At 76.7% G+C, this 13,176-nt stretch carries 15 protein-coding genes and 1 tRNA gene; 9 read left to right on the top strand and 7 right to left on the bottom strand.

All coding sequences use genetic code 11. The annotated features are described in order from the left end of the window. Position 1 precedes the first annotated feature (1 nt). Positions 2 to 2,125 (bottom strand): SpoIIE family protein phosphatase, encoded by a 2,124-nt coding sequence (locus AC1VL8_RS00305; protein ID WP_483073689.1) that lies wholly within the window; start codon positions 2,123 to 2,125, stop codon positions 2 to 4. A 147-nt stretch (positions 2,126 to 2,272) separates the two neighbouring features. Between AC1VL8_RS00305 and AC1VL8_RS00300 the strand changes: the two genes are divergently transcribed. Further along, positions 2,273 to 2,923: a hypothetical protein gene (locus AC1VL8_RS00300; protein ID WP_483073688.1), complete on the top strand. Its 651-nt coding sequence runs from the start codon at positions 2,273 to 2,275 to the stop codon at positions 2,921 to 2,923. Between the two features lie 141 nt (positions 2,924 to 3,064). Next, on the top strand, positions 3,065 to 3,802 hold the full coding sequence (locus AC1VL8_RS00295) for a YcnI family copper-binding membrane protein (RefSeq protein ID WP_483073687.1): 738 nt from the start codon (positions 3,065 to 3,067) through the stop codon (positions 3,800 to 3,802). 70 nt (positions 3,803 to 3,872) lie between these two features. On the opposite strand, the gene AC1VL8_RS00290 is transcribed toward AC1VL8_RS00295, so the two are convergent. Then, a complete protein-coding gene (locus tag AC1VL8_RS00290) occupies positions 3,873 to 4,079 on the bottom strand; it encodes a hypothetical protein (RefSeq protein WP_389230705.1) in 207 nt (68 codons plus the stop codon). Positions 4,080 to 4,149: 70 nt separating this feature from the next. On the opposite strand from AC1VL8_RS00290, the gene AC1VL8_RS00285 reads away from it, so the two are divergent. After that, positions 4,150 to 4,653, top strand: coding sequence for a MarR family winged helix-turn-helix transcriptional regulator (locus tag AC1VL8_RS00285; RefSeq protein WP_483073686.1), 504 nt, complete (start codon positions 4,150 to 4,152; stop codon positions 4,651 to 4,653). A gap of 102 nt (positions 4,654 to 4,755) precedes the next feature. On the opposite strand, the gene AC1VL8_RS00280 is transcribed toward AC1VL8_RS00285, so the two are convergent. After that, entirely contained in the window at positions 4,756 to 5,241 is a 486-nt protein-coding gene (locus tag AC1VL8_RS00280; RefSeq protein ID WP_483073685.1) for a MarR family winged helix-turn-helix transcriptional regulator, read from the bottom strand. Positions 5,242 to 5,332: 91 nt separating this feature from the next. Here AC1VL8_RS00280 and AC1VL8_RS00275 point away from each other — a divergent pair, with 91 nt between their 5' ends. From AC1VL8_RS00275 to AC1VL8_RS00265, 3 genes are all read left to right on the top strand, one after another. Continuing rightward, positions 5,333 to 6,271, top strand: coding sequence for an LLM class flavin-dependent oxidoreductase (locus AC1VL8_RS00275; protein WP_483073684.1), 939 nt, complete (start codon positions 5,333 to 5,335; stop codon positions 6,269 to 6,271). Positions 6,272 to 6,273: 2 nt separating this feature from the next. Beyond that, positions 6,274 to 8,502 carry an LLM class flavin-dependent oxidoreductase gene (locus tag AC1VL8_RS00270; protein WP_483073683.1) on the top strand — a complete coding sequence of 743 codons (2,229 nt, stop codon included), beginning with the start codon at positions 6,274 to 6,276 and terminating at the stop codon, positions 8,500 to 8,502. Between the two features lie 129 nt (positions 8,503 to 8,631). After that, positions 8,632 to 8,787, top strand: a complete 156-nt coding sequence (locus AC1VL8_RS00265) for a hypothetical protein (protein WP_389230690.1) — start codon at positions 8,632 to 8,634, stop codon at positions 8,785 to 8,787. Between the two features lie 72 nt (positions 8,788 to 8,859). Here AC1VL8_RS00265 and AC1VL8_RS00260 read toward each other — a convergent pair whose 3' ends face one another. Continuing rightward, positions 8,860 to 9,372: a MarR family winged helix-turn-helix transcriptional regulator gene (locus AC1VL8_RS00260; protein WP_483073682.1), complete on the bottom strand. Its 513-nt coding sequence runs from the start codon at positions 9,370 to 9,372 to the stop codon at positions 8,860 to 8,862. Between the two features lie 90 nt (positions 9,373 to 9,462). Between AC1VL8_RS00260 and AC1VL8_RS00255 the strand changes: the two genes are divergently transcribed. Further along, positions 9,463 to 10,095 (top strand): FMN-dependent NADH-azoreductase, encoded by a 633-nt coding sequence (locus tag AC1VL8_RS00255; RefSeq protein WP_483073681.1) that lies wholly within the window; start codon positions 9,463 to 9,465, stop codon positions 10,093 to 10,095. 19 nt (positions 10,096 to 10,114) lie between these two features. Here AC1VL8_RS00255 and AC1VL8_RS00250 read toward each other — a convergent pair whose 3' ends face one another. Beyond that, the gene (locus tag AC1VL8_RS00250) at positions 10,115 to 10,501 is read right to left on the bottom strand and encodes a hypothetical protein (RefSeq protein WP_483073680.1); all 387 of its coding nucleotides are present in this window, start codon (positions 10,499 to 10,501) and stop codon (positions 10,115 to 10,117) included. Between the two features lie 132 nt (positions 10,502 to 10,633). Here AC1VL8_RS00250 and AC1VL8_RS00245 point away from each other — a divergent pair, with 132 nt between their 5' ends. After that, the gene (locus AC1VL8_RS00245; protein WP_483073679.1) at positions 10,634 to 10,903 is read left to right on the top strand and encodes a hypothetical protein; all 270 of its coding nucleotides are present in this window, start codon (positions 10,634 to 10,636) and stop codon (positions 10,901 to 10,903) included. A 68-nt stretch (positions 10,904 to 10,971) separates the two neighbouring features. Here AC1VL8_RS00245 and AC1VL8_RS00240 read toward each other — a convergent pair. Then, a tRNA-Arg gene (locus tag AC1VL8_RS00240) sits at positions 10,972 to 11,044 on the bottom strand. Between the two features lie 55 nt (positions 11,045 to 11,099). Beyond that, positions 11,100 to 11,753 (bottom strand): FadR/GntR family transcriptional regulator, encoded by a 654-nt coding sequence (locus AC1VL8_RS00235; RefSeq protein WP_389230675.1) that lies wholly within the window; start codon positions 11,751 to 11,753, stop codon positions 11,100 to 11,102. A gap of 107 nt (positions 11,754 to 11,860) precedes the next feature. On the opposite strand from AC1VL8_RS00235, the gene AC1VL8_RS00230 reads away from it, so the two are divergent. Next, complete coding sequence (locus AC1VL8_RS00230) at positions 11,861 to 13,135, top strand: CynX/NimT family MFS transporter (RefSeq protein ID WP_483073678.1); 1,275 nt, start codon at positions 11,861 to 11,863, stop codon at positions 13,133 to 13,135. Positions 13,136 to 13,176: the final 41 nt, after the last annotated feature.

Raw genomic sequence — 13,176 nt, 5'->3', positions numbered from 1 at the left:
CTCAGGCCGCCCGGCGCAGCGTCACGACCGTGAGGTCGTCGTCGAGGTGCCGGGTGTCCTGCACCAGGGACACCACCGCCTGGGCCGCCTCGTCGGCGGTGTCGGTGCCCCGGATCGCGTCCTGCACCCGGTCCAGGTCCCGCATGGAGCCGCCCAGGGCGTCGAGCACCCCGTCGCTGAACGTCACCAGCAGGTCCCCGGGCGCCAGCCGGTCGCGCGCCGACGTCCGCGCCGGACCCGTGGCGATGCCGAGCGGCAGCCCGGTGGCACCCAGCCGCCGGGAGGTGCCGTCCTGGCCGATGATCAGCGACAGGCCGTGCCCCGCGTCCGTGTACTGGATGCTGCCGTCCGAGGCGTCCACGAACGCGCGGAACATCGTGACGAACGCACCGGCGTTCACCAGGTCGGCGTCCATCGCGAGCTCGGTGGCCGACAGGGTGCCCGCGACGTCGTGCAGGCCGATCTGGGCGTGCAGGACGGACCGCGTGGTCGCCGCGAGGATGGCCGCGGCCGGACCCTTGCCCATCACGTCGGCGAGCGTGAGCACGAGCCCGTCGGGGACGAGCTCCCAGTCGTAGAAGTCGCCGCCGACCGACCCGGCCGGGACGAACCGCGCCGCCAGGTCGAACCCGGGGACGTCGAGCCCGCGGGACGGCAGCAGGCTGGCCTGGACCTGCGCGGCGCGGCGCAGCTCGGTGCGCTCGGCGGTGACGTCCCGCAGGACGGTGACCACCCCGCCCCCGGACGCGACGGGGATCGGGCGCGCGGAGAACGTCACGATCCGGGGTTCGGGGGAGCCCGGCACCCGGACCAGCAGGTCCTGGTCCTCGACGTCCTCCCCGCTGAGCGCCCGGCGGAACGGCAGCTCGTCGGGCGGCAGCGGCGAGCCGTCCAGGCGGGTCAGCCCGTCGAGGTCCGAGGTGCTGTCGCCGAGCGGCAGGTGCGGGGTCCCGGTGAGCAGCAGCGACGCCCGCGGGTTGCGCACGACGACGCGGCCGCGCGCGTCGACCACCCGCAGGCCCTCGCTCATCGTGTCGACCACGGTGCCCAGCAGCGCGGCCTGGGCGACCGCCCGGTCGCGCGCGGCGGCGAGCTCGGCCACCAGCACCGCGCGCTCGTCGCGGGCCAGCGCGAGCGCCAGCCCGATCACGGTCACCAGCCCCACGTACAGCTGGGCGATCACGACCTGGGCGGCGACGCCGGGGAGGTCGACGAACGGCCCGATGCCGGCGAGCGTCAGCTGGATGACGAGCGTCCCGCAGATCAGGGTGTGCAGCACGACCGAGGGGGTCGGCAGGCGCGAGCCGGCCCACACGGTCAGGCCGATCAGCGGGAAAACGACGGCGATCTCGGACAGCCCCACGAACCACACCAGGTACAGCAGCGGCGCGAGCACCAGCGCGGCGAGGTAGGCCGCGCCGTGGTCCTCGGTCCACCAGGCCAGCCGCTCGTGCGTGCCGCGGGCCCGGCGCCCGCGCCACCACGCGCCCAGCGCGAGGCCCATCGTGACGACGCCGAGCACGGCGACGGTGTTCCGGACCGCCCACAGCACGGCGGGCTGCCACGCCCAGGTGCCGCCGTCGAGCCGGAGCGCCAGCGTCACGACCGGGGCGGAGACGACCGAGCCCCCGACCGCGCCGAGCACGAACCACCACAGGTCCGTGACCCGGCGTAGCTGCCGGGTCCCGCGGGCCGCCCAGACTTCGGGGACCCACCGCGCGAGCACGACCGCCCCGGCGACCGCCTGCACGGTGGCGGCCACGCCGCCGAGCACGGCGACGGTCCCGGACCCGCCGGTCAGCCGCACCACGACCGCCGTGACGGCGGCCAGCACCACCGCGTCGAGCCAGGGCCAGGGCCGCTGCGCGCGGGCCACGAGCCACAGCACGGACACGCCCGCGGCGGGCCAGACGAGGCTCACGGTGCCGCCCTCGACGACCGTGCTGCGCCCGAAGAAGCACGCTGCGGCGTACAGCGCGGCGTAGGCGACGACCAGGCGGACGTCGCGGACGCCGGGGCGTCGGCGGCGCACCGACCGGGGCGGGGTCGGGGGGACCGGCGGGGTCGTCGGGGCGAGCGGGCCCGGGGGCGTCGGGGCCCCCGTGGTCTGCGGTCCTGCCGTCACCGCACGCCTCCTGTCACCGTCGGTCGTCCTTGCAGGCTACGGGGCAAGGCCGGGGGGCGCAGGCCGCGCGGTCGGACCGGGTGACCAGCGGGTGATCCGGTGCGCTCGCCGGGACCTTCGTCCCGGGTGGCCGGTACCGTCGACCTCATGGACACGGCCCCGCTGCTGCGCGCGCTCGCCGCGTGGCGGGTGCTCGCCGTGGCGACCACCGTGCTCGCGCTGGGTTCCGGCGCGCACGTGCTGGGCGGCGGGCACGCCCCGAGCCCCGCCGTCGCGGCCCTGCTGGGCGCGCTCGTGCTGCTGGGCGCTGCGGCCCTCGCCCGGCGTCCGCTGTCCGTGCGCGTGCTGCTGCCCGTGGCCCTGCTGGGTCAGCTCGGCGTGCACGTCGCGCTGACGTGGCTGGGGTCGGGTGCCGGGGCCGGGCCGGTCGTCGAGGGCCACCACGGTGCGCTGCCCGCGCTGCCCGCCGGGGTCCTGGTGTCCGGTGGCGCGGTGGACCCGGTCGGCGTGCTCGGCCACGCGCACCCGGGGGCCGGGCCGATGCTCGCCGCCCACGTCGTCGCGATGGTCGCCACCGTGCTGCTGCTGGTCGCGACGGAGCGGGGCGTGCTCGGCCTCGTCCGGCGCTGGTCCACCCTGCTGCCCGCGCTCGCCGGGCCCGCCCCGGTCGTCGGTCCCGGACGTCCCCGCCGGGTGCTCGACCTGGTGCCGCCGCTGCGCCGGCTGGTCGCCCACCGGGGCGGTGCCGCACGGCGCGGGCCACCGGCCGTGCCGCGCCCCCGCGCGGCCGCCGCCTGACCGACGCCCCACCCGGGTGCTCGGACGGCCCCGGTCGTGCCGTCCTGCGCCGCCCCGCGCCGTCCCGCCGTGCCTGCCCCTGCCGGGCCGCACGTCGGACGCGCCGCGCGGTGCTCCCGATGCACCCCCGGAGGTACCCCTGTGTCCACGACCCCTGTCCGCCCGCTCGTCCGTCTCGCGACCGGCGCGGTCCTCGCCGGCGCCCTCGCGCTCGGCACCGCCGCGGCGGCGTCCGCGCACGTCCGCGTCGTCCCCGAGACCACGGCCGCCGGCGCGTACGCCCTGCTGACGTTCCGCGTCCCGAACGAGTCCACCACCGCCAGCACCACCGCGGTGGCGGTCGACCTGCCCACCGACCACCCGCTGACCTACGTCGGCGTCGAGCCCGTGCCGGGCTGGACCGCGACCGTCGAGGAGGGCGACCTCCCCCAGCCCGTCGAGGTCGACGGCGCCACGATCACCCGCGCACCGGTGCGGGTGGTGTGGACCGCGGACGACGGCGTCGGCATCGGCGACGGCACGTTCCAGCGGTTCGTCGTCTCCGCCGGGCCGCTGCCCGAGGCCGGCACCGACCTGGTGCTGCCGGCGCACCAGACCTACTCGGACGGCACGGTCGTCGACTGGGACGAGGTCGCGCAGGGCGACGCCGAGCCGGAGAGCCCCGCGCCGGCGTTCACCACGACGGCCGCCGAGCCCGACGCCGCGCACGGGACCGACGCGGCGGCCGATGCCGGGGCCGCGACGCCCGGTGCCACCCCGGAGGCGTCGGACGACCGCGCCCTGCCGGTGGTGCTCGGCGGCGCCGGCCTGGTGGCGGGCCTCGTGGCGCTCGTGCTGGCCGTGCTGGCGTGGCGGCGTGCGGGGGCGGCTCGCCGCTGACCGCCCGCTCGTCGCGCACGGCACCGCCGCCGGCCCCGGGACGTCCGGGACCGGCGGCGGTGCCGTGCGGTCAGCCCTCGACGGTGCGCTCGACCAGGTAGGACGACCCGTCCGGCCCGACCACGCGGACGAACTCGGTGCGCAGGGCGCGGTCGCGCTCCCGGTCGGCGTCGGCGACCTCGCGGTCGGGGGCGAGGGGGTCGCCGACCTGCGCGGGTCCGAACACGCTGAGCAGCGCCGCCTCGCGCCGGTCGTGCGCCCTGCCGATCCTGGCCATGTCCCGCTCCCGTGGTCAATGAGTGCCCTCATCGTATGCGCACGAACCGATCGTCGGTACCATCGCGGACGTGCCCGATCCCACCGTCCCCGCTGCCGACCCGGCTCGCGACGAGCCCGCTGCCGACCCGGGCGCCGTCGACCCGCTCGCGCTCGAGGCGCAGGTCTGCCTCGCGATGTCGGCGGCCTCGCGGGCACTCGTCGCGTTCTACCGGCCGCTGCTGGAGCCGCTCGGGCTCACGCACCCGCAGTACCTCGCCATGCTCGCGCTCTGGCAGCACGGCGACCTGACCCTCAAGGCGCTCGCCGGCCTGCTGCACCTGGAGCCGGCGACCACCTCGCCGCTGGTCCGGCGCCTGGAGCAGCTCGGCTACGTGGACCGTGCCCGCCGCGGCGACGACGAGCGCGCGCTGGCCATCCGGGTCACCCCCGCGGGTCGCGCGCTGCGTGCCCGGGCGGTCGGCGTGCCCGCGGCGATGCTCGACGGCCTGGCCCTCACCACCGACCAGGCGGCCACGATCCGCGACGCCGCCGACCTCCTCCTGGCGGCCTGCACGCGCAGCACCGCCTCCTGACGCCGAGGTCGAGGGTTCGTCACCGCGAGGGGCGCCGGAACCCTCGACCTCGCGTGGAACCCTCGACCTCGACCTCGACCTCGACCTCGGGGAGGGGCCGGGTCAGCGGCCGAGCGCGTGCTCGACGACCGTGCACGGGTCGCCGGGGTCGGCGTCGCGGTACTCGCACGCGGCGCGGCGCAGCAGGAGGCCGACGGTGCGGCGGTCGTCGGGGGCGAGGGCGGCGAGCACCACGTCCTCCGCGGCTTCGACACGGTGCTCCAGGTCCCCGAGCCGGGCCGTCCCGTCGGCCGTCGGGACCACGCGGCGCTGCCGGCGGTCGGCCTCGGCGACCCGGCGCTCGACCAGGCCCGCGGCGACCAGGTCGTCGATCAGGTAGGTCATCACGGTGCGGTCGATGCCGAGGTGCCCGGCGAGCGCGAGCTGGCTGGGCTGGCTGCCGCGCACGACCTCGCGGAGCACCTGGTACCCGCGGTAGCCGTGCGGCAGGTCGCCGAGCGCCGAGGTGAGCGCCCGCTCGTAGGCCCGCAGCAGCACGCCGAGCGACCAGCCCAGGTCGGAGTCGTGCTGCTCGGTGGTCGCGCTCATGCGCGGAATGCTAACCCCGGACCCGGGGTTGAGCCAATCATCTGCACAACATACGATCGGTGGCACCACCGGTCTTCGCGAGAGGCGCACCATGACGGACTACGGCCACGACCTGCTGTTCGGGTCGTTCATCACGCCGACGCACGCGGACCCGGAGCGTGTCGTCGGGCTCGCCCAGGTGTCCGAGCGGGCCGGGCTCGACCTCGCGACGTTCCAGGACCACCCCTACCAGCCGTCGTTCCTGGACACCTGGACGCTGCTGTCGTGGGTCGCCGCGCGCACCGAGCGCATCCGGCTCGCGCCGAACGTCGCCAACCTGCCGCTGCGACCGCCGGCGGTGCTGGCCCGGGCCGTGGCCAGCCTCGACCTGCTCTCCGGCGGCCGGGTGGAGCTCGGGCTCGGCTCCGGCGCGTTCTGGGACGGCATCGAGGCGATGGGCGGCACCCGCCTCACGCCGGGGCAGGGCGTCGACGCGCTGGCCGAGGGCATCGACGTGATCCGCGCGCTCTGGGACACCACGGACCGCAGCCGCGTGGACGTCCGCGGCCGGCACTGGTCCGCCGTCGGCGCGAAGCGCGGCCCGGCCCCCGCTCACCCGGTCGGCATCTGGGTCGGCGCCTACAAGCCACGGATGCTGCGCCTCACCGGGGCGAAGGCCGACGGGTGGCTGCCCTCGCTGTCGTACCTGTCCGGTCCGGCGGACCTCGACGCGGGCAACGCGCGGATCGACGACGCGGCGCACGCGGCCGGCCGCGCACCCGCCGCCGTCCGCCGCCTGCTCAACGTCGGTGGGCGTCTCGACGCGCGGCGCGGCGACGCGCTGCTGTCCGGGCCGCCGGAGCAGTGGGTCGAGCAGCTGGCCGCCCTCGCGCTCGACCACGGGACCAGCGCGTTCATCGTCAGCGGCGACGACCCGACGCTGCTCGCCGTGGTCGGGCAGGAGATCGCGCCCGCCGTCCGCGAGGTGGTGGCCGCGGAGCGCGCGCGCCGCGGCACGGCACCGGTGGACCCGACGACGGCGGGGGAGTGACCGTGGACCTCGGGCACCCGCTGCAGATCGGCGTCGAGCTCCCCGTCGACGCCGCCGCCCCCGACGCCGGACCGGACCGTGCCGCCGCGGCCGAGGCGCTCGGGCTGGACCTCGTGGTGGTCCCCGGCGACCGCGGCGCCGACGCGCTCGACCCGTGGACCGCTCTCACCTGGGCCGCCGGCAGCACCGACCGGGTCGCGCTCACCACCCGCGGGCTGCGGCTCGCGGGGCCGGCGGCGGTGCTCGGCCGGGCCGTGGCCGGGCTCGACCACCTGACCGACGGCCGCGTGCAGCTGGGGCTGGCCCCGGACGCCGCCGACGACGACGGGGTGGATGCGCTCGCGGAGGGCGTCGCCGTGGTCCGCGGGATGTGGTCCGCGACCGACCCCGGCCCGCTGGTGCTCGACGGCCGGCACCACCGGGCGCTCGGCGCGCAGCGCGGCCCGGCGCCGCGGCACGACCTCGTCCTCTGGCTGGGCGGGGCGGGCGGCGCGGGGGCTGAGGCCGGCGCGGGCACGGGCGCCGGGAGCGACGACGCGCTCGCGCTCGCGGCCAGGGTCGCCGACGGCTGGTGGCTCGCCGCGCCGTCCGCCGACCTCGGGCGGGTGCGGGCCGAGCAGGCGGCGCTGGACGCCGCGCTGGCCGCCGTCGGGCGGGACCCGCGCGAGGTCCGGCGCGGCGTCGTGCTCGACCCGGGGACCGCAATGGACCCGGGCGCGCTCGTCGAGCTCGTCGTGGCGGCCGGCGTCGCCACGCTCGTGCTCGCCGCGGACGCGGGTGACGACGACCTGGCGGCGTTCGTCGCACTGCTCCCGGAGGTGCGCGCGCAGGTCGCCGCGGTCCGGGCGGAGCGCGGGACCGTCGTCGGCACGGTCCGGCCCGCGGCGGTGCTCGCGGCGCGGCGCCCGGGCATCGACTACGCGGGCGTCCCGGCGTCCCTGGTGGGCAGCGCCGTCGAGCCGGGTGACGCGGCGTACGCCTCCGTGCGCTCGACCTACATGCGCGGCGGCCGGCCCGGTCTGGTGCTGCGGCCGTCCAGCACCGCCGAGGTCGTCGAGGCGCTGGCCTTCGCCCGGGCGCAGGACGTCCCGCTCGCGGTCCGCAGCGGCGGCCACGGCATCAGCGGCCGGTCCACGAACGACGGCGGGATCGTCATCGACCTGGGGCGGATGGCCGCCGTCGAGGTGCTGGACGTCGCCACCCGCCGGGTCCGGGTCGAGCCCGGCGCGCGCTGGGGTGACGTGGCCCAGGCGCTGCACCCGTACGGGTGGGCGATCACCTCCGGCGACTCCGGGGGCGTGGGGGTCGGCGGGCTCGCGACGGCCGGGGGCATCGGCTTCCTGGTGCGGCAGCACGGGCTCACCATCGACCACCTGCGCGCGGCCGAGGTCGTGCTCGCGGACGGCACCGTACTGCGCGCGTCCGCGGACGAGAACCCGGACCTGTTCTGGGGCGTGCGCGGCGCCGGGGCCAACCTCGGGATCGTCACGTCCTTCGAGCTCGAGGCCGACGAGGTCGGCGACGTCGGCTTCGCGCAGCTCGTGTTCGACGCGTCCGACACCGCGCAGTTCCTCGAGGACTGGGGTGCGACCGTCGAGGCCGCACCGCGGGACACCACGGCGTTCCTCATCATGGGTCCGCCGCGCGGCGGGGCGGTCACCGCCCACGTGATGGCGATGGTCGACTCCGACGACCCGGACACGATCATCGACCGCCTGCAGCCGTTCGCGCGGATCGCGCCGCTGGTCCAGCAGCAGGTCCAGGTGCTGCCGTACCCGGCGGTCGTGCAGGCGCCCGCGGTGCAGCACACCTCGGACGGCGAGCCCGTGACCCGGACGGCGATGGCCGAGCACCTCACCCCGGCGCTCGCGGCCGACCTCGCCCGGCTGGTCCGCAGCGGCGTCACGCCGTTCTTCCAGATCCGGGCCGCCGGGGGAGCGGTGCACGACGTGCCCGCGGACGCCACGGCCTACGCCCACCGGTCCGCGCACTTCAGCGTGCTGGCGATGGGCAGCAGCCGGCGGCGGCTGGACGCGGTGTGGGACGCGATGGCGGAGCACTTCGACGGGCTCTACGTGTCGTTCGAGACGGACCGCCGGCCGGAGCGGGTCGCCGACGCGTACCCCGGCGCGACGCTGGAGCGGCTGCGCGGGCTGAAGCGGCGGTACGACCCGCAGGACGTGTTCCGGCACAACTTCTCCGTGGCGGAGCCGCCCGCCGTCGTCGGCTGACCTCCCCCGTCAGGGGGACGGTCGTCCGTCTGGAGGACGACGGCGTACCCCCTGGGCGGTACCGGAAGATACGACGCCCGGCCGATCCGCTGCGGGGGTCCTGTCGAGCAGGATGGAACCTGTCAGCGGATGAGGGTCGGACACCGGCCCGGGAACAGCCAGGAGCAGCAGATGTCGTCGCAGGTGCTGATCGTCGTCGCCGGCCTCACGGCCGTGATCGTCGTCGTGGGCCTGGGCGACCTGGTGCAGCGGTTCCTCCAGACGCGCGGACGCGTTCCCCGCTGACCTGACGGCGCACCGGCGCCCGTGCCTGGAGGGGACACGGGCGTCGGTGGGGCCGGTCCTGCGTCGCGGGTGTCAGCCCGCGCCGTGCGCCTCGGTGCACAGGATCCCGGCGACGTCGGACGACGCCTGCGCCACCACGGTCCGGGCGGCGTCGCCGAGGGCGGCGAACCCGGCCGGGCCGAGCGCGTCCACCACCAGCCGACGCACCTCGCGGACGTGCCCGGGCGCGGCGGTGCGCAGCCGGTCCCACCCGTCCGGCGTCAGGTGCGCGCCCGTGCGCTTGCCCGCCTCCGTGCACTCGGCCCGCGCGACCCAGCCGGCCCGCTCCAGCCGGGCCACGGCGTGGGACAGCCGGGACGGCGAGCCCTGCGTCATGCGCGCGAGGTCCGACATCGGCAGCGCGCCCTGGTCGTGCTCGGACAGCGCGACCAGCACCTGGTACTCGTACAGGTTCATCCCGGCGTCCCGCTTGAGCTGGGCGTCGAGGGCGGCGGGCAGCGTCCCGAGCAGGCCGACGAGCGCCTTCCAGTCCTCGATCTGCGCGGCGTCGAGCCACGGCACGGGGACCTGCGGGGGCGCGTCCATGAGCTCAGCCTACCGGTGTTGAATGTTCAACACGCGTCCTCTACTGTCCGTGTTGAACATTCAACACCCGACTTCGCTGGAGGACTTCCCATGACCGTGCTGCGCGTCGACGCCACCATCCAGGGCGACCGGTCCGCGAGCGCCGCGCTCGCCGACCTCGTCACCGCCGAGCTCACCGCCGCCCGCCCCGGGGAGACCGTCGTGCACCGGCACCTCGGCGCCGACCCGCTGCCCGCCGACGTCTGGGCGACGGCGGTCGGCGCGGGGTTCACCCCGGAGGGTGACCGCACTCCCGCACAGGTCGAGGCCCTCGCCCTGGCCGGGCGCGTCGCCGACGAGCTGCGCACCGCCGACGCCGCCGTCCTGGCCCTGCCCCTGTACAACTGGGGCGTCTCCCAGCACGTGAAGACCTGGATCGACCTGGTCGTCGCCGGCGGCACCCCCGGCGAGCCCGTGCTCGCGGGCAAGCCGGTCGTCCTCATCACCACCCGCGGCGGCTCGTACGCCCCCGGCACCCCCAAGGAGGGCTGGGACCACGGCATCGGCTACCTGCGCCGCATCGTCGGCGACGTCTGGCAGGCCGACCTCACGGTCATCGAGCGGGAGCTGACGCTCGTCGGCGTCAACCCGGCCCTGGACGCGTTCGCCGAGCCGGCCGCGCTGATGAAGAAGGAGGCCGAGGAGGCCGCCGCCGCTGCCGGTCGGGCCCTCGCGAGCCGCTGACCGGTCCGTCGGCCGGCGGTCAACGGGCGTAGAAGACGGTGCTGGCGAGCAGCAGCACGAGCGCGACGCCCAGGCCGCCGGCCACCCGGGCCGATGCCCGTCGGCCGCGGGCCGAGCGGTCGAACCGCGCGAGCGTGTCGGACGCCGCGAACGCGGCCAGCAGCGACAGGGCGGCCGCCCCGAGCGGCCACCAGGACCCCCGGTCGACGGCCACGACCACGGCGAGGACCGCCAGCGCGCCGGCGACCGGGGCGACCGCGCGGGCCCGCCAGCCCCACGCACCAGAGGCGTCCGCGCCCCGGCGCAGCCCGCGCGGGTCGGCCGGGTCCACGTGGGCCTCGCCCCGGGCGAGGGGCTCGACGCGGGTGACCAGGCCAGGCACCGCGGGAGGGCGTCGACGGGGCACGCGCCGACGCTACCCGACGGCCGGGCGGCGCTGGTCGACAGCCGGCGGCCCGGTCGTCGTCGCCGCGCGGTCGCCCCGCGTTCACCGGGCCCGCGCAGACTCGCGTCCACCGCCACGACGAGGAGGACGACCATGCAGACGGTGCGCGACGTGGGCACGCGGTACACGGGGGTGCAGGTCGACGCCCCGACCTACCTCGTCGAGTTCGCCGCCGGACGCGGCGCCGCCGCCGAGCGGTGGCGGCTGGTCGACGTGGACGACGCGCTCGAGGTGTTCGAGTGGGTCGCCCGCCACCAGCGCGGGCGGAGCGCCTCGGTGGGCGTCGAGCTGTCCGACGCGCTCGGGTCGACCCTGGTGCGGCTCACGCCGTCGCACGGGCTGCGGAACGTCGCGGGCTGGTAGCGGCAGACGCCCTCGCGGAGGACGACGAAGGCCCGGCACCTCGTGGGTGCCGGGCCTTCGTGCGTACGTGCCCTCGATAGGATTCGAACCTACGACCTTCTGCTCCGGAGGCAGACGCTCTATCCACTGGCTGACGAGGGCGGACCGCACCGCTCGACCGTGACCGATCGGCGCGAGGCACGAGACTACCAGCCCTTCAGTCCTCCCCGAGCAGCCCGGACAGGTACGACGTCGTCTCCTCGACCGCGCGGCGGTCGTCGCCGGCGACGATGGCCTCCACGAGCGCGTCGTGGTTGTCGCCGTCCTGCAGGATCTGCGCGAAGTTGAACCGGATGTTGTCGGTGATCGCGCCGACCAGGTTCTCGTACATCGACAGCAGCACGGGGTTGCGGGCGGCGCGCGCGATGGCGCGGTGCAGCGCCAGGTCGGCGGCGACCATCCGGTCCAGCGCCCCGGAGCGGTACGCCTCGGCGCGCTCGTCGCGCAGCGTCGTGATCGTCGCCACGTCGCTCGTGGTGCGGCGCCGGGCGGCGAGCCGGGCGGCCTCGACCTCCAGGCTGCGGCGGACCTCGATGACGTCGCGCTGCCGGGCGTCGGCGATCTGCCGGCCCATGCTCACCGCGAGCTCGGACGCGGACAGCACGTAGGTGCCGGAGCCCTGCCGCCGCTCGACCAGACCCGCGTGCACCAGGGACTGCACGGCCTCGCGCACGGTGTTGCGGCCGACGCCGAGCAGCTCGACCAGCCGGGGCTCCGGCGGGATGCGGGTGCCGACGGGCCACTCCCCGGACGTGATGCGCGTGCGGAGCTGCGCCACCGTCGCGTCGATGAGGCCGGTGCGTCGCGTCATGCGGAGTAGTCTCCCTGGTCAGTTGTGCCGCGATTCAACACGAACCCGGCACCCGTCCGCCAGCGCCCACCGCCGCGCGCCCTCGCCACCCCCGTCCCCGAGGTCGCATGTCGTCTGCATCCCCGTCCGCCGCCCTGCCCGCACCGTGGCGGGGCCGCCGCGTCGTCCTGCTCGGGGTGGTGCTGGTCGCGCTGAACCTGCGGATCGCGGTCGCGTCGGTGTCACCGATCCTCGACCTGGTGCGGGCGGACGTGGCGCTGTCCGCGACCGAGGCCGGGCTGCTGGGGACCATCCCGGTCGTCTCGTTCGCGGTGTTCGGGTCGCTGACGCCGGTGCTCGCGCGGCGGGTGGGCCTGGAGCCGCTGCTGATCGCGGCGATGCTGCTGTCCGTCACGGGCGAGATCGTGCGCTCCGGCACGTCGACCGCCGTGGGGTTCCTCGGCTGGTCGGTGATCGCGCTGGCCGGGATGGGCATGGGCAACGTGCTGCTGCCGCCGGTGGTGAAGCGGTACTTCCCGGACCGGATCGGCGTGGTCACGTCGATCTACTCGGTGACGATGTCGTTCAGCACCGCGCTGCCCGCCCTGCTCGCCGTCCCGGTCGCCGAGCGGCTGGGGTGGCGGACGTCGCTGTCGATCTGGGCCGTCGTCGGCGTCCTGGCGGCGGCGCCGTGGCTGGTCGTCGTGGTGCGGTCCGCGGCGGCGCGCACGCAGCTGTCCGGCCTGCTGCGCCGGGCGCCGGCGACCACGCCCGCGCTGACGTCCCGGCACCGCGCCGGCGGCCGGGTGTGGCGCAGCCCGCTGGCGTGGGGGATGGCGGTGACCTTCGCGATGAACTCGCTCGACTCGTACGCGATGTTCGCGTGGCTGCCGCAGATCCTCATCGACGGCGGCACGTCGCCGCACGACGCCGGGATCTGGCTGTCGGTGTTCGCGATCCTCGGGCTGCCGCCCGCGCTGGTGGCGCCGATCGCGGCGGCCCGGATGCGCAACCCGATCGGGCTCGTCGTGTTCTTCGTCGCGTGCTTCGCGGCGTCCTACGTCGGTCTGCTGCTCGCGCCGGGCGGCCCGGTGTGGCTGTGGATCCTGCTCGGCGGGTTCGGGCCCGGCGCGTTCCCCGTGCTGCTCGCCCTCATCAACTTGCGCACCCGCACCGCGGCCGGCGCGGCCTCGCTGTCCGGGTTCACGCAGGGCGTCGGGTACGCGATCGCCGGCACCGGCCCGCTGCTGATCGGCGTCCTGTACGACGCGACCGGCGGCTGGACCGCGGCCCTGCTGTTCCTGCTCGGCACGCTCGTGGTGCTCCTGGGCGCGGCGACCGTGGCCTGCCGGCCGGTGATGCTCGAGGACACCTGGGGTCCGCGGGCCCCGCGCGAGGTCTGAGGCACGGGCGCGGTCTCGCTACGCTTGTCCGGTGACCCCCG

Source organism: Cellulomonas sp. KU4C, from assembly GCF_056868065.1.
Note: the sequence above shows the minus strand (reverse complement) of the source record. Positions and strands in the feature narration are given on the sequence as shown.